Origin of the sequence: Proteus genomosp. 4 str. ATCC 51469, assembly GCF_003144375.1 — a bacterium.
GTDB lineage: Bacteria > Pseudomonadota > Gammaproteobacteria > Enterobacterales > Enterobacteriaceae > Proteus.
This window is the reverse complement of record NZ_PENV01000004.1, coordinates 21,865-43,417: the sequence shown is the minus strand read 5'-3', so window position 1 is coordinate 43,417 and position 21,553 is coordinate 21,865. Positions and strand designations below refer to the sequence as shown.

Annotated in this window: 21 protein-coding genes; 11 read left to right on the top strand and 10 right to left on the bottom strand. The window is 33.4% G+C overall.

From position 1 onward, the window contains the following. Positions 1–41: 41 nt before the first annotated feature. From DK866_RS05960 to DK866_RS05940, 5 genes are all read left to right on the top strand, one after another. Entirely contained in the window at positions 42–665 is a 624-nt protein-coding gene (locus tag DK866_RS05960; protein WP_109408124.1) for an FMN-dependent NADH-azoreductase, read from the top strand. A gap of 356 nt (positions 666–1,021) precedes the next feature. Beyond that, a complete protein-coding gene (locus DK866_RS05955; protein WP_162556979.1) occupies positions 1,022–1,570 on the top strand; it encodes a fimbrial protein in 549 nt (182 codons plus the stop codon). A 77-nt stretch (positions 1,571–1,647) separates the two neighbouring features. Next, on the top strand, positions 1,648–2,343 hold the full coding sequence (locus DK866_RS05950) for a fimbrial biogenesis chaperone (RefSeq protein ID WP_109408122.1): 696 nt from the start codon (positions 1,648–1,650) through the stop codon (positions 2,341–2,343). Next, positions 2,333–4,702 carry a fimbria/pilus outer membrane usher protein gene (locus DK866_RS05945; RefSeq protein ID WP_109408121.1) on the top strand — a complete coding sequence of 790 codons (2,370 nt, stop codon included), beginning with the start codon at positions 2,333–2,335 and terminating at the stop codon, positions 4,700–4,702. Before DK866_RS05950 ends, DK866_RS05945 begins: the two co-directional genes overlap by 11 nt. Positions 4,703–4,727: 25 nt before the next feature. Further along, the gene (locus DK866_RS05940; RefSeq protein WP_162556978.1) at positions 4,728–5,282 is read left to right on the top strand and encodes a type 1 fimbrial protein; all 555 of its coding nucleotides are present in this window, start codon (positions 4,728–4,730) and stop codon (positions 5,280–5,282) included. Positions 5,283–5,370: 88 nt separating this feature from the next. On the opposite strand, the gene DK866_RS05935 is transcribed toward DK866_RS05940, so the two are convergent. The 3 genes from DK866_RS05935 to DK866_RS05925 are packed head-to-tail and all read right to left on the bottom strand — an operon-like array spanning position 5,371 to position 8,553. Beyond that, positions 5,371–5,703 carry a YdbL family protein gene (locus DK866_RS05935; protein WP_109408119.1) on the bottom strand — a complete coding sequence of 111 codons (333 nt, stop codon included), beginning with the start codon at positions 5,701–5,703 and terminating at the stop codon, positions 5,371–5,373. A 10-nt stretch (positions 5,704–5,713) separates the two neighbouring features. Continuing rightward, entirely contained in the window at positions 5,714–5,920 is a 207-nt protein-coding gene (locus DK866_RS05930; protein WP_109408118.1) for a YnbE family lipoprotein, read from the bottom strand. After that, positions 5,917–8,553, bottom strand: a complete 2,637-nt coding sequence (locus DK866_RS05925) for a YdbH family protein (RefSeq protein WP_109408117.1) — start codon at positions 8,551–8,553, stop codon at positions 5,917–5,919. Before DK866_RS05925 ends, DK866_RS05930 begins: the two co-directional genes overlap by 4 nt. A 149-nt stretch (positions 8,554–8,702) precedes the next feature. Here DK866_RS05925 and DK866_RS05920 point away from each other — a divergent pair, with 149 nt between their 5' ends. Next, a complete protein-coding gene (locus DK866_RS05920; protein WP_109408116.1) occupies positions 8,703–9,701 on the top strand; it encodes a 2-hydroxyacid dehydrogenase in 999 nt (332 codons plus the stop codon). 95 nt (positions 9,702–9,796) lie between these two features. On the opposite strand, the gene DK866_RS05915 is transcribed toward DK866_RS05920, so the two are convergent. The 3 genes from DK866_RS05915 to DK866_RS05905 form a co-directional block, all read right to left on the bottom strand. Beyond that, positions 9,797–11,395 carry a methyl-accepting chemotaxis protein gene (locus DK866_RS05915; protein WP_109408115.1) on the bottom strand — a complete coding sequence of 533 codons (1,599 nt, stop codon included), beginning with the start codon at positions 11,393–11,395 and terminating at the stop codon, positions 9,797–9,799. Between the two features lie 518 nt (positions 11,396–11,913). Continuing rightward, positions 11,914–12,402 (bottom strand): NUDIX hydrolase, encoded by a 489-nt coding sequence (locus tag DK866_RS05910; protein WP_109408114.1) that lies wholly within the window; start codon positions 12,400–12,402, stop codon positions 11,914–11,916. 65 nt (positions 12,403–12,467) lie between these two features. Then, complete coding sequence (locus DK866_RS05905) at positions 12,468–13,088, bottom strand: TetR family transcriptional regulator (RefSeq protein WP_109408113.1); 621 nt, start codon at positions 13,086–13,088, stop codon at positions 12,468–12,470. Positions 13,089–13,178: 90 nt separating this feature from the next. On the opposite strand from DK866_RS05905, the gene DK866_RS20250 reads away from it, so the two are divergent. From DK866_RS20250 to fetB, 4 genes are all read left to right on the top strand, one after another. Further along, positions 13,179–14,093: a helix-turn-helix domain-containing protein gene (locus tag DK866_RS20250; RefSeq protein WP_109408112.1), complete on the top strand. Its 915-nt coding sequence runs from the start codon at positions 13,179–13,181 to the stop codon at positions 14,091–14,093. A gap of 298 nt (positions 14,094–14,391) precedes the next feature. Continuing rightward, positions 14,392–15,153, top strand: coding sequence for an acyl-CoA thioester hydrolase/BAAT C-terminal domain-containing protein (locus tag DK866_RS05895; protein WP_244179655.1), 762 nt, complete (start codon positions 14,392–14,394; stop codon positions 15,151–15,153). Positions 15,154–15,237: 84 nt separating this feature from the next. After that, complete coding sequence (gene fetA / locus DK866_RS05890; protein ID WP_109408111.1) at positions 15,238–15,888, top strand: iron efflux ABC transporter ATP-binding subunit FetA; 651 nt, start codon at positions 15,238–15,240, stop codon at positions 15,886–15,888. Between the two features lie 42 nt (positions 15,889–15,930). Beyond that, entirely contained in the window at positions 15,931–16,704 is a 774-nt protein-coding gene (gene fetB, locus DK866_RS05885; RefSeq protein WP_109408313.1) for an iron efflux ABC transporter permease subunit FetB, read from the top strand. A gap of 62 nt (positions 16,705–16,766) precedes the next feature. On the opposite strand, the gene DK866_RS05880 is transcribed toward fetB, so the two are convergent. Then, positions 16,767–17,591: a DNA/RNA non-specific endonuclease gene (locus DK866_RS05880; protein WP_409076905.1), complete on the bottom strand. Its 825-nt coding sequence runs from the start codon at positions 17,589–17,591 to the stop codon at positions 16,767–16,769. Positions 17,592–18,283: 692 nt separating this feature from the next. Here DK866_RS05880 and DK866_RS05875 point away from each other — a divergent pair. Then, on the top strand, positions 18,284–19,171 hold the full coding sequence (locus tag DK866_RS05875; RefSeq protein ID WP_109408110.1) for a PhzF family phenazine biosynthesis protein: 888 nt from the start codon (positions 18,284–18,286) through the stop codon (positions 19,169–19,171). A 61-nt stretch (positions 19,172–19,232) separates the two neighbouring features. On the opposite strand, the gene DK866_RS05870 is transcribed toward DK866_RS05875, so the two are convergent. Genes DK866_RS05870 through DK866_RS05860 form a run of 3 tightly spaced genes read right to left on the bottom strand, consistent with a single transcriptional unit; the run spans position 19,233 to position 21,548 of the window. Beyond that, a complete protein-coding gene (locus DK866_RS05870; protein WP_109408109.1) occupies positions 19,233–19,676 on the bottom strand; it encodes a YcgN family cysteine cluster protein in 444 nt (147 codons plus the stop codon). A gap of 36 nt (positions 19,677–19,712) precedes the next feature. Next, positions 19,713–20,369: a fumarylacetoacetate hydrolase family protein gene (locus tag DK866_RS05865; RefSeq protein WP_109408108.1), complete on the bottom strand. Its 657-nt coding sequence runs from the start codon at positions 20,367–20,369 to the stop codon at positions 19,713–19,715. Between the two features lie 51 nt (positions 20,370–20,420). After that, positions 20,421–21,548, bottom strand: coding sequence for a lytic murein transglycosylase (locus DK866_RS05860; RefSeq protein WP_109408107.1), 1,128 nt, complete (start codon positions 21,546–21,548; stop codon positions 20,421–20,423). Positions 21,549–21,553: the final 5 nt, after the last annotated feature.

The following is a 21,553-nucleotide window of genomic DNA, read 5'->3' as shown; positions in this document are numbered from 1 at the left end:
AATTTGAACAAATAGCATATTTGATAGATCAAGAGAAAATAATGAAAAAGATCCTTGTACTGAAATCTAGCATTTTAGAAAACTACTCACACAGCAATAAAATGGCTGATTACTTGATTGAAAATTGGCAGAATAACCATAAAGATGATGTTATTACTGTGCGTGACCTTGCTAAAGATACGGTGCCAACCTTAGACCAAGCTACTCTATTCGCTTTTGGAAAAGAAACAACAATGCTATCTGATGAACAAAAAGTTGCCAGAGCATTATCTGATGAATTAATTAGCGAATTAAAAGCACATGATATCATTGTTATCACTGCACCAATGTACAACTTCTCAATTCCGGCACAGTTAAAACATTACATTGATTATATCGCTCGTGCGGGTGAAACATTTAAATACACCGAAGCGGGTTCTGTAGGTTTACTTGAAGATAAACAAGCGATTGTATTAACGAGCCGTGGTGGCGTTCATAAAGATCAACCTTCTGATCTTATCGCTCCTTTCCTAAAACAATTTTTGGCATTTATTGGTATTAACGACGTACAATTTATTATGGCTGAAGGTACTGCCTTTGGTGAAGAATACGCACAGCAATCTCACCAGCAAGCACAAAAAGAAATTGATGCAATCATTAATACAAGAAGTATTACAGTAAAATAATAATTGATATTTTTCTTAAAGCACCTACTCAGGTGCTTTTTTTTATACCTAAATTTAATATTCCATTGCAATAATTATCACATTATTTTTCTTTTATAAAAAAATCATAGTTAATTTATAATTTACAAACCTTAATAGAGATAAATTCTATTTTTAATAAAACCCTTGAAATAATATTCAAACACAGGTTATTTTATTAACCATATTTTAATTTTTATCTTTTTATTCACACCATAAATAAATGTTTATATAAAAAATAAATTGGATTTATAAAGAATAAATCAATAATATTTAATCGCTTTAAGTGACATAGAAATAATTAAATAATTTTCTTAATTCAATAAATGGAACTTACAATGAAAAAAAATATACTCTCATTATTTATTCTATCTACAACTCTTTTATCTGCTCAATCAAATGCTCTTGAATATACAGAAAAAAGTGTAGGAACAATTACAATTAATGGTTCTGTTACAGCAAACCCTAGATGTCAACTAGAGGCAATAAAACCCGTTGAGTTACCATCTGTTCAAGCGAATAACTTTGATGATGATCATATTGCTAAAACTCCAGAACAGCCTCTTTCTATTGAATTTACTAACTGTAGTGGAAACATTAGTAATATACAATTAAAAATACCTAAACAACCTAAACCACTTCTAAAAAATTTAGCCAACAGCGGTAGTAATGTTGACATTGCTATTTTTAATACTGATAAAAGTATTATTGAATTAAGTAATGAAAAACCTAATGCATTTAATGCAAAGATAAACAAAGAAAATAAAAATGCACAATTTTTATTTAATGTTAACTATATGAAACCTACTGACAAAGATGCAACACCAGGTCTAGTTTCATCCACTTTAACTTTTGATGCTATATATAGCGATATTACCACAGATTAAAATTCCATAAATTAACAAAGCTGGCATTCCAGCTTTGTTTTAATGTTTATAATTTCCACTTTAACTAGCAAAAGAATATGTTTAAAAAAATTAAGTTTTTCATATTGTTTTTTATCTTTCCTACATATAGTCAGTCATCAATAGAAATAAATAAAGATAAATTTATTTTCATTGATAGTAAAAATCAAGAAATAGTCGAAATAAATAATAAAACAAACAATGACTATTTTATACAAAGTTGGATCACACATTATAATAAAGAAAATAACACTGAACTTCCTTTTATGGTAACCCCTCCTCTTTTTAAAATAGAAAAAAATGAAAGTTTTTCTTTAAAAATATTTAAAATCGATGAAATAAAAGAAAAAGATCGTGAGACATTATATAAAATAAACATTAAGAGAATACCTATTCTATCAGGCACAGACAACAATAAAAACATGCTGCATATTTCTATAAATTCCGTTTACAACTTAATATACAGACCTGCATCAATAGAAAAAAACGCAACAAATGCTTATGAAAAAATCACCTTTTTAAAAAACAAAAACAATGAGTTTATTATAAACAATCCTACACCTTATTTTATTACTCTATCTTCAATTTCTTTTAATGAAACTTTAATAATTGATGGAAGTAAAACAATCCCTCCCTTTAAAAAATATAATACAAAAAAAGAAATTTCAGAAAACGGGATCGTGAAATGGAAAACACTTAATCAATATGGAGTTGAAATAGAAGCAGTAGACAAGGAGATTATTAATGATTATTAATAATATGAAAAAAAAGGTAGCACTTTTTATTTTAATTTCTATTTATAACAAAAATACTATAGCTCAAGATAGCTCACTCTCAATTTATGCTCATTCATTTTCTAATGTTGATAATGAAACCATAAAATTACTCCTTGATAATAAAAAACCTGAAGGTTTCTACCATTCTATTATTCATATCAATAATAGAAAAAAAATGGCAAAACTCCTTTATTTTAAAAATATAGAAAACAAGTTAACACCTTGCCTTTCTATTAATGATTTTATTTCTCTTGGCATTGATACTAATTTCTATTCAATAAAAAAAGAACCTCTAGATATAATTCCTTTAAGTGATCATTCAATTAATTTCAAATACTCTTTTTCAAATCAAAAATTGAATTTAATTGTTCCACAAAAAGCATTAATAAAAAAAGAAAACTATATTATCGATAAAAAAGATTGGGATGATGGAATACCTGCATTATTTAGCCAATATTCCTATTCAATTAGACATCATCAAAAAAAAACTCTAGAACAAAAACTTAATTTACAAACAGGCCTTAATTTAGGTGCTTGGCGCATACGCAGTCAAAATAATTTTGATTGGAATAAAAATCGTTATCTATCGAAGCTTTTATCAATATATACCTATCGACAAATTAATTCTTTTCCTGCTCTCTTTTATGGAGGTAAGTTTTCACCTACAACACGAATATTACCGACTGATAAAATAATTGGCTTTCAATTAATATCCAATAATTTAATTTCAAGTAATAGTCTTTATGCTAACAAACCTATTATAGAAGGAATTGCAGACACTGAAGCTCAAGTAGTTATCAAACAAGGTGACAAAGTTATTTATGAAACTACTGTTCCCCCAGGCCCTTTTATTATAAATTCATTACCTGTATTAGGGAGTGAAAAATTCATTTTAGAAGTTAAAGAGGCAGATGGAAGAATAAAAATCTCAACACATTACTTTACATCGCTTCCAAATCAACTAAATAAAGGTAGTTATCAATATAATTTAATTTCCGGTACATTACCCAATAATCGCCATAAAGAAAATTCAATTTTCCTTTTAAGTGAATTTTCCTATGGTCTTAGCCAAAGAATTACCTCATATAGCGCAATAAAAAAACGAGATAACTATATAAATTATCTATCTGGACTATCTCTTGATTTAGGTATATTGGGCGGTTTAGCAACAGATCTAAGTTATGATAAAAATAAGAATAAATTAAAATATCAATTTCGTTATCAAAAAAGCATGATAAAAACACAAACTTATTTTACTTCTGAAATGTCTTTTTATCATTATTTAGATAATTTCCAAAAAAAAGACAGTGTTAAAAGAAATTATTCATTTTCTTTATCAAAAAACTTTAGTGATTTAGGTTATCTTTCTTTTCAGTATCACGAAAAAATATATAAAACTACATCTAAAAATTTTGAATTAGGTACTTCTTTCTCATCTTCAATAAATAAAATAAACTATAATATTAAATATAATTTTAAAAAAGATAGATCTATTTTTGATCATTCCTTCTCACTTAATCTCCATATGCCACTGGGGAACAATAGTACTCACCTTCATTGGTTTAATAATCAAACAAATTATCAAAATGATAAAAAACATTACATCAATACTACCAATATCGGAGGGACTCTACTTAATTATAATTTAGGATATTCATTAAATTATCAACACTCTTATGATGAGAAAAGAAAATCTAACCGTTTTTCTACCAATGTCCGTTATCAAAACAACTATCAATCTTACACATTTAATGCAAATAAAATGGAAGATAGTTATAATTACAATGTTTCTATTAATGGAGGAATTGTTCTTCATTCTAATGGTATTACTTTTACACCTCGTTTAGGAAGAACATTTGCATTAATTAATACACAAGGAATATCTGGGATCAAAACGTCACTTTCATCAAAAATGGAAACTGATATTTTTGGAAATCTAATTTTAAATAATATTACACCTTATCGAATAAATAGCATTAAATTAGATGTAGCGACATTACCTCAACAAGCAGAAACAGAGATTTATAGCAAAAATATTATTCCCACATTAGGTGCAGTATCTAAAATAACTTTTCCTATAAAAATAGGCTATCGTATTATTTTTAAATCAACAACTCCACTTCCTTTCGCATCAATAGTTACCGTATTAGACTCTGAGGGTAATATTACATCACATGGATTAGTGTCAGAAAATAATGTTATTTTTCTTTCTGGTGTTACAGAAAGTGGATTAGTAAAAGTAAAATGGGAGGAAGAAAAACAGTGTCAATTTAATTATGAAATTAATGATAATGAAAAGAATGCCACAATAATAAAAAAAGAAATTAACTGTATTTAAACTAAATTATTTCCATTAAAAAAATATGAAGAAAACCATCCATTTAATTATTATGTTACTACTCGTATCGTTTTCATTACCATCAAAAGCTAGACGTGGTGATCATGATATTTCTTTAAGTTGTGATATCAATTATATCTATGAAAACATTAGTGATAGATTCTCTGTTAATGAAAATGACTTTTCATCATTTGATGCGGGAACATTAGCTGATATTGATAATCAAATTATCATTATTGTTATAAACGATTGTTCTAAAAGTTATGGTGAAATTCGTTTGAAAATTGAAAATTCCAGTATTGATAATAATACTGGATATCTAAAAAATATGATTGTTGGCGATAGTGCAAGTACTAATATTGCATTTCAATTATTGTATAATATAGAGGAAAAAATCATCAATCTTAATGAAGAAAATGAATTTATTGAAACACTAAATGATGGAGCAGCAGAGTTTTATTTTTTAGTTAATTATGTAAAAAAAGATAATATGGCGCCCAACCCAGGTCATATACAATCAAATATTTTTTTCACTGTCATGATAAATGATGATGTGGTTATATTTGATGATGATGCTTAATTATAATTATAAAAAGCATGAACTCTATTTACAGTGTTCATGCTTTTTTATTTATCTAATAATTTTTAAATATCAACTTTTAATTTAGCTATTTTTTTACCCATTTTCCATTAATGCCTTTAACAAACTCACCTTCATTGGCTCTTGCCACTAATTTTTCACCAGCCAATCGAGCCACAGATTCAGGCGTTATCTGATTAGTTTTAGCGATTTCAGCATATTTGGTTTTTCTAGCTTGATTTATTTCATCAACAAGTTGTTGAGCTTGTTTGTTATTTGTCTGCACAAGTTCAATATAGCCACTAAAGGTCTCCCCTACTAATCCTTGTGATCTCGCTTCATCAAGCGTTAATGCTATGGCATTTACACTAGTTAAAGCTATCATTAGACCAAAGCTTAAGAGATATTTTTTATAATTCATCATTTATCCTTTAAAAAATGGCACTGTTATTTTTCAAGAGATCTTCGACTTGTCTGTCTATTTTCACATTAATCTCATGTTCAATTTTAACATTCATATTAATATTAATCGGCTTATCGGGCGTAGCGACTTCTAGTCGAATACATCCTGTTAACGCTGATATTCCCATCATTAAGGCCGTTAATAAAAATAGTTTTTTTAAAAATAATGGTTTCACTCTGACTCACTCCCTAAATCTGATAAGCTTTTTTCTAACCACTCTTCCAACTGTGAGCCAAATCGTAAACTTCGCCATAATTGAAAGATATTTTCTTCGTGCCGATAATTGAGATTAACTTGTCGACGTTTATCTTCTAGAGGATTCGTTCCTTGAATTTCAGCCTCTAATATTAACTCACCTAAATTGCTTAAATTGACGCGAGTCCATGAACGACTGATCTCTAAATATCGCAACCACGCCATAGCAATACCTGCTGACATATTATTATCATCGATTGAATCAACAAAATCTTTATCAAGTCTTAACGTCAAGTAAGATGAATTAGCAAGCCATCCATCTTTAATAATCCATTGATTATTGTTAATAAAGAATGGAAATTCGCCACTAACTTTACCCGATGCAGCAAACTGAGTCACTTTTAATAAAGTGAATAGATGACTTAATTGAATATTATCAAGAGAAATAATTGCCGCATCTCGTTGTGGAATAGTGAGTTTTGCCAATGAAATGGTTCCATCAAGCATAGCCACATTCACATTGGATAAAACTAATGGTTTATTTTCTGTTGCCGGATAAAAACCTTGAAGATCAGCTGTAATATTGGTCATTTCAAAAAGATTATTAACACGCTTTATTCGTAACTGAACAGGCTGTTTAACACCAAGTTGCCATTCATCACCGTTTAAACGCCAAGGTAAAATAAAATCTAACCCTTCTAAAACCCCATCTTTAAGCCACATTCCTCCTTGCTTAACAACAAGATGTCCTCCAGCAATTAAACCTTGTTCTGGTGCAATAGAAAAATCTGCTTGAGTATAGAGTTCTCCTTTATCAAGAGTAATTCCTAAATCTTCTGGCACTAAAGATTGAAAAACATTTATTGGTTGTGAAGGCCAACGCATTTGCCCTCTCAGCCTAGCACCATCCCAACGCGTATTAATTGCAATTGGTCCTATATTGGGTTTGGCACTTAATTCACCTTTCATATTAAAATTAAAGGGTGATTTACCATTGATTGTGGCAATAAAATCGGTTTTATCTAGAAAACCACCAGCAGGAAAGTCTATACGTTGACTGGTTAATTTTAATTTTCCACCAAATGTTGGTTTTTTCTCGTCTCTTACCCAACGAAATGGGCTCTCTAAAGATAATCGAGGTGCAGTCATCGTTGTATGTTGGTATTTTAAAACATCAAACCCTGTATTAAGCTTTTCAAAACTGACCAATTTATCAGCCCAATACCCTGTACCAGCAATATCCCAACGAGCTTTTAAAGGCAATAAGTTTCCTTCCCCCCAATAACGCCATTGCCACGTTCCATTATCAGGTAAAAAATCAATTGCTTTACCTTGAAAATGAATACGATAGTCGCCCCAAATACTGTCTTGTGCGACAACAATTGCATTTAAACGTCCGTTAAAACCTTTTGATGAAAATGTTGTTCCTGCTAATGGTAAACGTGCATCTTTTATAGTGAGCGTTTCAGTTAATGGGCCTTTAAAGCGAAGTAATGAACCAGATTGAAATTCAATCGTAGGATCAGCTAATGCTCCCGTCACGAAAACAGGTAATTGCGCACTGGCTTGCATTAATTGTTTATTAACCACACCAGTAATCTGAATAGGAATATGTGCATCTAGTATATTTACAGCTGTTTCAGGAATTGAAATAACTAAATTTCCTTTTCCAGCATTACCTTCTGTCATTACATTTAATCTTGCAGTTAATCTTAAATCAGACAGGCCTTTTTGCCATTGGGCAATATTAATATTAACGCCACCACGTAATGGCTGATCTAGTCCAAACCATTCCCAACGACCTTGTTCAATCTTTATATTTTCGGGAGTAACATGCCAAGGTAGCAGAGCTAATGCATGGCCTCCCCCTTGTTCAGCAAGTGAAATAGTGCCTGATTGTCCTACCCATTCAAGAATAAGAACTAAGGGATAAGCATAATGCGAGGTTAATAAAGTCGCATCAATAGTACCTTTTTCAGGTAATGAGGTAATATCAAGGGGTAATGCTATTTCAGCAGCAAGTTCAATATTATTGTCATCAGGTAAATTTATTTTAAACTGCTTTATATCCAGCCATTTATTGTCTCTAATAAAAATACCAAGTTGAACATTTTCTCCTTGATACGTCACTAATCGGCCACCTTGTTGTGTCTTTAGCTGTAGCGCACCTTGATAGCGAGTATTTTCTTTTAAAAATACATTTTCTACATTGACGGCTAAGTAAGGTATCGATGTTAATAATGAATTTATCTCAACAGGCACTGTTGCTGTTTCTTCCTGTTTATTAGGTGGCATCGTTGAAAAACAATGTTCATCAATACTGAGCTGCTGGCTATTAAATTGCAGTTTATCAATCTGTTCTTTTCGATAAGAAAAAGCAAAGTTGTCAATATTTGCTAAAGTACAATGGGCTGTCGTTAATGCAATATTTTCAATAGAAATGCCTGTTCGCTGTAATTGAGGCTGAGATAATGAAAGAGAGACTCCTTCAGGTAGGTAAGATTTTGCAATAACAGGCAACCAACGAGGGATAGACACCCACAACGCCGTACCGATTAGGCCTATACCTACCAGTATCGTCCCTGTCCATTTGATTGTTTTTCTTAACAACACATCATATTCCTTTTAAACAAACCTGAATCATCCACTTACCTCGTTAAATTGTTTATAATGATAGTATTAATTTCTTTCATATTGGGGCTGGATAATTCTTGTTTTTCCAGTCTCTGAACAAAATTTTAATCGAGAGTAGAGAAAACTGGATGAAAATCGTTTCCTATAGTACTAAACATTATGATCGTAAACACATGGAATGGGTCAATCAGCATAATGGATATCATTATGATATTGAATATTTCGATTTTAATTTGACAGAACAAACCGCAAAAAATGCCGTTGGCGCAGATGCTGTTTGTATCTTCGTCAATGACGATGCCAATCGCGCGGTTTTGCAAGAACTTGCTAGCCTTAATATTCGCATACTTGCTTTACGCTGTGCGGGCTTTAATAATGTTGACTTAGATGCAGCCGCTGAATTGGGTATCACTGTTGTCCGTGTGCCAGCCTATTCACCAGAGGCTATTGCAGAACATGCTGTTGGTATGATGCTCTCCTTAAATCGTCGTATACACAGAGCTTATCAGCGTACTCGTGATGCAAACTTCTCATTAGAAGGCCTAACTGGCTTTAATATGCATAATCGCACTGCCGGTATTATTGGCACAGGCAAAATTGGGTTAGCAACATTACGCATATTAAAAGGCTTTGGTATGAAATTACTAGCCTATGATCCTTACCCAAATCAAGCCGTACTTGATTTAGGTGCTGAATATGTCGATTTAGCTACAATTTATGAAAACTCTCATGTGATTTCATTACATTGTCCATTAACCGCAGATAACCACCATTTATTAAATGAATCTGCTTTTGCACAAATGAAAGACGGCGTGATGATTATTAACACCAGCCGTGGTGCATTAATTGACTCTGCTGCAGCGATTAATGCTTTAAAACAAGGAAAAATTGGTGCATTGGGTATGGATGTTTATGAGAATGAACGTGATCTTTTCTTTGAAGATAAATCCAATGACGTTATTCAAGACGATATTTTCCGTCGCCTTTCATCTTGTCATAATGTGTTATTTACAGGGCATCAAGCATTCTTAACAGAAGAAGCCTTGATTAGTATTAGTGAAACTACATTACATAATATTAAAGAAGTTTCTTCAGGCAATACCTGTATAAACCAGATTAAAGCGTAATACTCAGCATTCAGATTAAAAGTAATAAAAAAGCAAAAGCCCCCTTCGGCATAATTTAGCCAAGGGGGCTTTTTTATCAGCGAGCAATGTTGTATTTATTTCTCTTGGGTATCGAGAACATCAGCCGATTTTGTAACACCAAAACGAGATAATTTTTCGTTATCTTCATCAACTTTAAATTGTGAAACCAATTTAGCTAACTGATGGGCTTCATCATCCATATTGGCTGTAATTGCTGCTGATTCTTCAACTAATGCCGCATTTTGCTGCGTCACAGTATCCATCTCACTGACTGCTAACGCAATTTGATTGATCCCCATACTCTGCTCATTAGAAGCAAGGGCAATCTGTTGCATAAAATCATTTACTTGATTAATTGTCGTAACGATCTCTGACATCGAACGACCCGCTTGAGCCACTTGCTGAGAGCCTACATGTACTTTATTAACAGAATGGGTGATCAGTTCATTAATCTCTTTGGCGGCTTCTGCACTGCGACTTGCTAAATTACGCACTTCCGATGCAACAACGGTAAATCCACGACCTTGCTCACCAGCTCTAGCAGCTTCAACGGCAGCATTTAATGATAAAATATTGGTTTGGTTTGCAATGCTATTAATGATGTCATTAATATCTGCGATTTTCTTCGCACTTTCAGAGATTGAAGACATGGTTTCTACCACGCTATCCATAACACTCTCCCCATTTTGAGCAGAGCTTGTCGCTGTTAGAGCTAATTTACTGGCTTCTCGTGAATTATCCGCATTTTTTTCAACTGTTGTTTTAATTTGCTCCATACTTGCAACCGTTTCTTGTAATGCACTTGCTTGCTCTTCGGTACGAGAAGATAAATCAGTGTTTCCTGTCGCAATTTCGCTTGCACTCACACTAATGGTATTAACAGCATTTTTGACAGAAGAGATCATGTGGCTGAGTGAATTTTTCATCTTATTCATTTCATTGAATAATTGACCAAATTCATTAGTCCCATGATTATCCACTCGCATACTTAAATCACCTTGGCTCATCTTACTAAAAATATCGATAAGTATTTTGATATTGCCAATAAAGGTATGAGAGAACCAACGTAATATAAAGATAAATAATAGAATAACGATAATGCCAGTTGTGATCGACACTATCATTAAGCGTTCTTGTGATACTTTTGCAATATCGATATAGCTATTTTCAATACCATTAGCCACAGCATAATATTGCATGGTGATATCATTTAGCTCGTCCATTTTTACGCTAGCAGAATGTGTTGTCAGCTCACCTCGACGCAATCGTTCTAACGCTCCCGTAAAAATATCAAGCAGTTCATCAAAGCGTTTTGTCATATCATCTGCTATTTCACGCCCTTCCATCGTTAACTTTTCAGCATCTGCCCAACGGTGGATCTCTTCACGGGTAATTTCAATATACTCAGCTGTTTGATGAAAATATTTTGCAGATGGTTTTTCATTAACTCTTAATTGCCCATCTAAGCCATTAATATTTGCCCTTATCACAGCCATTTGATATCGAGCTTTGCCCATTAGTAACATTTGCTGGCTTAGGCTATTTGATGAAACGAAATTATTATAAGATCGAGTGGAAGCATCATAACTAAAATAAATAATGCTCATAATCAACGCAAATAAAATGGCCAGCATGACCTTAACGGTCTTTTCTATACTGATATTTTTAAACATGGTCATATTCCATCAAAATATACAGAGTTTTTTATCTGTACATTTGTAAGATATCAGAATGCACTCTTTCTCTGACAAAGAGTGTATTCCCTGGTGTAATAAAATAAGGCTAAAATTTACTCATTAGAATATAAAGGCACGTAAGATCTGCCTTTGCTTATAATGTCGGTAATAATGAGAGAAAACTTTAGAGTGCAGTGAAAAGCATTTTTCATTTACCAAATAAACGATTGTTTTATCCAGCCAGAGATAAATTAACTCTATAATATCCCGCAATGATGCTGATTTTACTCAGAAAAAGATAATTTATTAAATATTTTTTAGTTTTTATACTTTTTTTATTTGTTTTTATCTTATTAAAAAATAAGTGTATTTACTTATTATCATTAATTTATTTAATTACAGTGTTAATTTATATCAAATATTAAAGATGATTTATTTCCAAATAAAAAAAGACAGTTTCTAAAAACCGTCTTTATTGCTTATTTATTAGGATTAATTTAGTTTTATTGAGAAATTTAAATAATTTTTTCTATTAATAACTTTTCAGTTAGTTCAATAAGTCTTATCACATTCAACGGTGCTTTTCTTTTTTTTAGTTCATCTAAAGAAAGCCATTGGAAAGATTTATTTGCCAATTGACTATTTTTTAGCGGTTTGCAAAGGTAAATCATATCAATGTGATAATGAAATCCTTGTTTTTTATCGTGAATAGGTTCTTTTAAAATAGCGAGGGGTTTAACAAGCTCAATAACATCACCATTATTTAAATCAAGATTTAAACCAAGGTTAAATTCTGGCTGGTAGCACAAGCACTCACACAATAATCCCGTTTCTTCTTCTATTTCTCTTAATACGGCATTTTGTGGTTCTTCGTTTTCTTCGATATGGCCTCCTGGTGGTAGCCAATATCCTATCTTAGGATGTAAATGGAAAAGAAATTGCCCCTGTTGATTAAATACAATACCTGTTGCAGTGAAATGGCTTTTAGGTACTTCTATTGACATAACATGCGTATCCTTAAGTTTTATAATCTTGTTCCAATGTACATCAAGTCACTCTACTTTTTGTGCTATTGATTATTTTTCGCATTTGTTGAAGCTTGTTTTATCCCCATCAAAAAATCAAAAAAGATCTTCTTAAAATCCTTGCAGGCATTTTCTGGTAATGTGGCTTCATTTTTTAAGTTAATCGCAATATGTGTGAGAAAACCATAGATTAAATTAACGACAACATCAGGAGAGTAAGTGCAAATTTCTTGCTTAGAATAGAGTGTTTCTACGCAGAATTTGATTCGAGGAATAAGAATTTGTGCATCTATTTCATCCCACTCTTTCCAACCTAAAACTGAAATAATCTCTTGTAGCGGAATAAGCTTGTCTTTATTTTGGTAGATATGATCAACACAAAAACTAAAAATAGCCTCAAGCTCTTGCCATTTATCATCATAAATAGGAATTTTAACTAGTTGCTTCATAACGTTATCAACTTGAAAAAGATAGCACTCTTTTAACAACGCTTTCTTATTACTAAAATGATGATAAAACGCCCCTTTCGTCACTCTTGCGTGACGTGATATTTCATCTATGGAAACATCACAATAGTTTTGATTTATAAATAGTTCTTGCGCTGCTTCACGTAATGCTGTGCGTGTTTGCTCTGAATTCTCTTGTTGCCGTGATTTTATTTTCATGATAAAACCCTTAAAACATACCATAAGTATGTAATAATATATGGGTATCAGTTTCGTGTAAACTGAACAAAATATTTTCAGGAAATTATCATGTCATCTCCGTACAATGGGTTTGCTCCCTTAAATACCTTATCCACATTTAATATAGAAATTATCAAAGAACTTCTTCTCTGGATTGAGGTAAATCTGGAAAAACCGTTGCTACTTGATGATGTTGCGATTAAATCTGGCTATACAAAATGGCATTTACAACGAGTATTTAAGCAGGCTACAGGTTTAACATTGGCTTCATATATCCGTGGGCGACGCTTAACAAAAGCAGCAACCGAATTACGTTTAACAAAATTGCCTATTCTGACAGTGGCACTACGTTATCAGTTTGATTCTCAGCAATCATTCACGCGTCGTTTTAAAGCCACGTTTGGTGTCACACCCACTGAATACCGCAAACTTGATAATCTTTGTGGTGATAATTTTCAACCACCAATTAATTTTGATGTCACTGATTTGCCCATTCCTAAGATTATGGATCTGCCAGAAAGTTATGTTTATGGCATGCAATACCAATATTTTTGTTCTATCGAAGATATTGGAAAATTACATGAAGATATTCGCCATCAATTTTGGAATGATTTTTTACTGTATACCGATAAGAACTTTACAGAAAGTACAGTACTGATTTCATATCAACCTAATACGTTGCGTAAAAATAAAATCCAAATTGACTATGAGATTGGCTTAAATAGCTTAGATCATTTTACAAAAACGAGTGGCTTTAGAAAAAAACTTATAGGATCGGGTCGTTATGTAAGATTTCAATTTAAAGGGACACTGGAAGAATATAAGCAATTTGCGATGAAAATTTACTTTTATACACTTCCTGCTTTAGGTCTATGCCGTCGTTTAGGAGCTGATATCGAAAAGTATATCAGTATAGAAACAGATATCGATTTAATGGAATTACCAAAAACCTTAGAAATAGATTATTTCGTTCCAATTCACTGATAGCTGTACTAAAAAGCCTGAATATTTCAGGCTTTTTACCCTTTCTTTTTATAAGAAACTTTACTCATTTAAAAGTTATACTTAATTTAAATCACCTGATCTGTATCTCTATAAAAATTAATAAGGTCATCGTGCGCACTTCACTTCTATTTTTTCTCTCTACTTTTTTGCTTCCTTCTTTTACAGGTTATGCCGAAATATCGACACATCTACTTCCACGCAAAGATGGTAGTGAAATTAACTATTACTTGGATAAACGAGCTGAAAAAAATCAAACTCTGATAGTGTGATAGTGTTAATGCAAGGCTCTGACTGTAATAGCGTTAAAAACAACATGTTTATTCAAGAAACATTTGGCAAATGGTTACCTGATAGTGATGTTTTAATGGTAGAAAAATACGGTATTACAGCCCAATTGCCCTATTCTCAATATAATGATGAACGTCTTAATTGTCCTATAAGCTATAAGCGTCATGATAATCCGAAGCAACGACTTGAAGATTATGAAGTCGTTTTAAATAAATTATCATCGCAGTACCCAAATATTATTTTAATTGGTGGAAGTGAAGGCGCTACGATGGTGCATTTAGTGATAGCTAAACGCAATGATATTAAAGCCGCTATTGCAATAAATGGAGGCGGTCGTTTTTTTCTTGATGATGTTCTTTATAATATCCGTCATACCACACCGAAAGAACACGTTGAAGATGCTGTAAAGGGCTTTCAGCAATTTGCTGATGCGATAAAAAATAATCAAATTGATGATGAACAATTTATAAGCGAACACAGCAAAATATGGTGGCAACAATTTTTTACTATTGATTTACTTAAAGTAATTAAAAGCAATCAACACCCCCCTATCTTAATTATTCAAACACTCAATGACATAAATGTAAACGTTGATAGCTTCCATCAACTAAGCCAAGATATTAACCAACCTAATGTGAAATTTATTAAATACGATAAATTAGATCATGGATTTTATAATGAACAAGGCGAACGTTTAACAAGTGAAATAATCAGAGATATACAGCAATGGTATACGCTATTTGTGAAATAGCTTAATAACTGACTTAAAACAGGATTTTTATATCACTATTTCTGTATAATGATAACTATTCTCTCTTCTATAATTAGGATAAGAATGGAAAGCACAACTGCACTTTTACGGCTTGATAAAATAGGCTATCGAATTGACAACAAAACTATCCTCGACAACGTAAATTTTGAACTTCAGCCTTCTGAATTTAAACTTATTACAGGCCCTTCGGGGTGTGGTAAGAGTACCTTACTTAAGCTTATTTCCTCTCTGCTATCCCCCACCAGCGGTAGCATTTTCTTCGAAAAGAAAAATTATTTAACTCTCTCACCAGAAGCGTATCGTCAGCAAGTTTCTTACTGTACACAAACTCCGATGTTATTTGGTGAAACTGTTTACGATAACCTTAAGTTTCCTTATTTATTACGAAAACTTTCTGTGGATGACAAAAAACTGGCACACGATTTAGATTATTTTTGCTTGCCCATATCTATTATGAAAAAAGGGATCAACGAGCTTTCTGGTGGTGAAAAACAACGTATTTCATTAATAAGAAATCTGCAATTTATGCCTAAAATCTTATTGCTTGATGAAATAACAAGTGCATTAGATGAAGATAATAAAACAAAAGTAAATGACATTATTCACCACTATGTTAAAGATCAAAATCTCGCCGTGTTATGGGTCACTCACGATCAAAATGAAATAAAACACGCTGATGATGTGATTTTATTACCTTCTCACAATGATGCCTGATTCTTTATCAGTCACCTTTTTGTTATGAGCGAACATAATATTATGAACGAACATACGATTAGCAATGAATCTCTTATTTTCTCACTTTTACTCGTTCTTGTAGCTATTCTAATTAGCCGTAAAGAAAAATTATCATTAGAAAAAGATATTATTTGGAGTACCGCTAGAGCTATTATCCAACTCTTAATTGTTGGCTATGTATTGACCTATATATTCCATGTAGACCATTTTATTCTCACCTTTTTAATGGTGCTATTTATCTGTTATAACGCAGCACATAACGCCAAAAAACGCAGTAAATATATTAAAGATATATTTCTTATCTCTTTTACGGCTATTACCACCGGGGCACTATTAACCCTAACTATTTTATTACTCACTAGTTCGATTGCTTTTACTCCTATACAAATCATCCCTATTACCGGAATGATTGCAGGTAACGCAATGATAGCTACTGGTCTTTGTTATAATAATTTAGGGCAACGTTTTCAAAATCAGCAACAGCAATTACAAGAGATGTTAAGTCTTGGAGCTACCCCTAAACTAGCCTCAATGAGTATTATCAGAGACAGTATTAAATCTTCATTAATCCCAACGGTTGATGCAGCAAAAACCGTCGGTATTGTCAGTTTACCAGGTATGATGTCAGGGCTCATTTTTGCAGGTGTTGATCCATTACAAGCCGTGAAATATCAAATTATGGTGACGTTTATGTTAATGGCAACAGCCAGTATTTCGACTATAATTGCATGTTACTTAACCTATAAAAAATTCTTTAATCAACGCCATCAGCTCATTAATTTAGAAAATAGTTAATTTTATTGAAAAAGGTCACTAAATAAAGTGACCTTTTATTATTAGTATGCAGGTTTAAATAATTACTTTAATACCGTACACCCCATTTTTTTAACTAACTCACCAGCTTGAGATTTTACATCTTGAGCGCTTTCAGGTAACTGGCTCCAAAGTGTTAAACCTGTTCGTGCTTCCACTTCTTCCGCCGTTACTTGGAATTCACAAAAATCTGCTTTTTTCGGTGTTTGTTGATCCATAATAAACGCCGCATAAGAAGAATTTTCTGGTGAATCATTTAGAAAAACCACTTTAAAATAAGCACTTGGAATTGTGTGATCTTTATCTGTACTTGGCAATTTACCCATATCTCTTTCATAGATAGGGCCTGTCACTGTAAAGACTTTGTGGCCTGCTTTTGCCAAATTACGCTCTTGATCTTCTAATCGCACCCATGCACCTTGGTTTAGATCTGCTTTCTGTGGTGTGATATTAGAAAGATAGTTAAGTGCACTCCAACCCGGTAATGCAGCCAATGAAGCTAAAGGCGCCTGATGACCACGGTCAACTTTTAATGTGGCATTGGCATTTTTGTAATCCGCTGGCGATAAGGTTTCATCATTGCCTAAAGCCGGATCTTTTTTCCAGTTACGTGCTTTACCACTACCGATGCTGTCTTTAGTTACTAAATAAGCAACCCAGTCTGCAAACTTGGTTTCGCTATTATTATTTAATGTATAAACATCTCTTTGAATAGTGGTTTCACTTCCTCCTAATGGGCAACCAATGCCACAATTTTCATCATTCATTGAACGTTTGGAAATATCACGATCCGAAGTTAACAATGAAGATCTAACATTAGCATTAGGTTCAACAGTTATATCGGTATTCGCATAACTGGTGGAGATCATAAGAAATGATAAAATAATAGGTGTAATACGTTTCATATAAAATTCCTTTTTAAAATGAAGAAACAAAAAAACTCGCCGAAGCGAGCTTTTTGTTAAAAGAGAAAAATCCTATTTTCTCTCAATGATGTATTCCAGCTATAAACTGCAACACAAAAGCCCCATCGTATTAATGAGGCTATTTTTAATCACAATTTACAGCTCAGAATTTTGCTAAGAAATAAAAACGATGAGTAAAAAATCTAAACATCAAATATTACAAACACCGTTCATGGTGGATATTTATTTTCACTGTCCCCAAAAGCAAAAAACCCCGCATTAAGCGAGGTTTAAAACTTATTAGGTTTGGTAAAGACTAAATTTCCACCATGAGAATAATCATGGGATATAATTCTTATTATGTCAATATGTTTTCTAAATATATCTTTATAGATAGAAAAATTTATCTTTTTTTCATTAACAAAGAGATAATTATTTACATCACAATTTTCTTGTTGCTCTTGAATTATTAATACTTCTAATCAGTGAGTAGACCCTAGAGCTTTATTTTTTCGTATGTATTATTATTCAAAATCTAATAGATAAGAACTATCATCATTTTTTACTATATAAAACTATAACTTACCAATAATTAACTATATTAAACTTTATATAAAAGATTTACATTGAGTTGGGTTATAACACGAGAAATCCATATGCAAAACAGCACCATCCTCCCTATTGAGCACGAAATAAAGGTATACCTTGTAAACGCATTTACTCGAAATAATTCTGGAGGTAACCCTGCAGGTGTCGTACTTAATCCCCCTAATCTAAGTGATACACAAAAAATAGAGATCGCGCGTTTAGTTGGTTTTTCTGAAACAGCATTTGTCTATACAGCCAAAGAGACAGATTTTAAGGTTGATTTTTTCACTCCAGAAGGAGAAGTTGATTTTTGTGGGCACGCAACATTAGCCACTTTCTATACTCTGGCCTCACTTAATCTCATTGAGTCGGGTAGTTACACGCAAAAAACAAAAGCGGGTATTCTAAGTGTCGCAGTAAACTCACAAAGTATTGTTATGGAGCAAACACGTCCTGTTATGCGTCAAGGTCCTAATATTGATGTTGTCGCCACAGCGTTGGGTGTAGACCGTGATGTTATTGAAAAAACAGGCTTACCTATTACGATCATTTCAACAGGTTTACACGATATCATTGTGCCTGTGCAACCAGGTTCACTAGATACTTTACAACCCAACTTTGATGCGATTGCAAACCTAAGTCGTGAATTTGACACCATTGGTTTTCACGTATTTGAATTAAGCCAAGATACCGCCATTACAGCTCATTGCCGAAACTTTGCGCCTTTGTATGGTATTAATGAAGAATCCGCAACAGGCAGTTCTAGTGGAGCATTAGGCTGCTATTTGGTCAATTACGTTTTTCCTAATGAAACTTATTTTCTTTTAGAACAAGGTCGGGCGATGGGATGCTCATCGTTGCTTGAAGTGACGATTAATTCACACGCTCAAGAAATTCTTCGTGTTAGTGTTGGCGGGCAAGCCGCTATATTCGGAGAAAAGACAATTCATATTTAAATAGAAAAAGCCCTTTTAGGGCTTTTTCTAATTTATAACACGCAAAGTTTTTGGGTTTTAATTAACCACGCCCTTTCGGACGATTAAGAATATGATCTTCCCAATCTTCAACTTCCGTTTCTGGCACTGCAATATACCTTACAGATATATTACCTTGGTGCATTTTTGCTTTATTTCCCGCAATAAGTGGATGCCAACTTTGTAATGTTTTGCCTTCAGCAAGAAGACGATACGCACATGTCAGTGGTAACCACTCAAATGTCGGTAAATTATACCGTGTAAGCTTGATACAATCTGGCTCATAACGGAAACGATCTTCGTAATTACTGCATTGGCAGGTCTTAATATTAAGTTGATTACAAGCGACATTGGTAAAATATATTTCGTCGGTATCATCATCCATTAACTTGTGTAAACAACATTGTCCACATCCGTCACAAAGTGATTCCCACTCATCATCACTCATTTCATCTAATGTTTTAGTCTGCCAAAAAGCCTTTGTCATCTCTACGTTATTACCTTATTGCTCATCTGATACGAATTAAATAACCCGCGTTGTCAGCTGATGCTCGTTAACACTTAATACCAACATATCACCCGATTCTAGAGGGCCAACACCTTCAGGTGTTCCCGTTAAAATCACATCACCAGGACGTAGGGTAAAAAAGCGAGACATATAGCTGATAAGGGGTAAAACAGGAGTAAGCATATCACGACTGTTACCCTGCTGACGAATCTCGTCATTAACACGTAACATTAAATCGGCATTTTGTGGATCACCAAAAGAATTGACGGGAATAAAACCTGACAGCGGTGCAGAGCCGTCAAACGCTTTACTTTTTTCCCATGGTTGTCCTGCTTTTTTCAATTTACCTTGTAAATCACGTAACGTAAGATCAAGACCAATACCGAAACCTGCAATTGCGCGATCAACACGATCTTCATTGGCTTGTTTGAGCGGTTGACCAATAAGTACAGCTAATTCAATTTCGTGATGAACGGCACCCATATCTTTTGGAATTGCAATAGGTTGTCGAAGATCGCACATAGCAGTTTCTGGCTTGATAAAAATCACTGGTTCTTCTGAACGAACTGAACCCATCTCTTTAATGTGATTTGCATAGTTACTACCAACACAAATGACTTTATTGACAGGGAAATCAAGTAACGCACCTTCCCAATCGCGATGTTGATACATAATGTGTTCCTTTTAGGTAAATTGCTGTGTTTTATTTCACTGCAAATATGGCTAACCAGCGTTAGGCAGTGAGTTTATTTTATTAGCAACGCCATCAGCCATTGTGACAATGCTGAGGGCAAAGAAGTAAGAACTATTCCAATGCATAATTGTGCGGAAGTTTTGTGTCACTAAATAACTTCTGTGTAAATCATCATCTGGAATTATTAACCATACCTGCATATCGTCACTTAATTGGCTATTAGCAGGCAATTGAACGCCTAATGCTTTCCATTGGGCGACTGTTTTTTGTTGCTCGGCCTTAATGCCTTCAAGTTGCTGGTTAAAATCTACTGATAAAGTAACCTGTTCCCCCCAAGGAAGTCCACTTTTCCAGCCTTCAGTCGCTAAATAATTAGCAGCCGAAGCAAATGCATCTTCACGCGTATTCCAAATATCGATTTTTCCGTCACCATTGCCATCTGCAGCATAAGTAAGGAAAGAAGATGGCATAAACTGAGTTTGTCCCATTGCTCCCGCCCAGGAACCTTTGAGGCGCTGTCCTTGAGGTAAGTGCCCTTCCTCGATAATTTCAAGTGCTGCCATAAGTTGGCGTGCAAATAGCTCTTCTCGACGACCTTCAAACGCTAGTGTAGCCAGTGCAGAAACGACATCTTCTTTGCCTTGTACCTTACCAAACCCACTTTCAAGTCCCCATAACGCAACAATATAGTTTGCAGGCACACCATATTTTTTGCTGATTTGTTCTAGGGTATCTTGATTCTCTTGGTAAAGTTTAGCCCCTTGGTTTAAACGACCATTGGTAACAATGCGTGGTAAATAAACATCGAGTGTAATTTTCTTTTCTGGTTGATTTCGATCCGATTTAATCACTCGTTCAATAAAATGTGCTTCTGAAAAAGCAAAATCTATTGTTTCTTGTTTATATCCCAATTGAGCCGCTTTCAATTTCAGTGCTTCAACATAAGCAGGAAATTGTACAGCTGTGCGAGCATCTTTAGGAAAAGCCTGCTCTAATGATGCAATATCCACTTGTTTCCATCGAGGTGTTTTTTGTGTTTCAACTGCCGTTGCCTCTGGCGCGATAATTTGTCTTTCCGCCAATTTTTGTTGGCTATTAGTACACGCTGATAGCATTAAACCAGAAACAATCACAGCGATGAACGAATATTTGAACATTTATG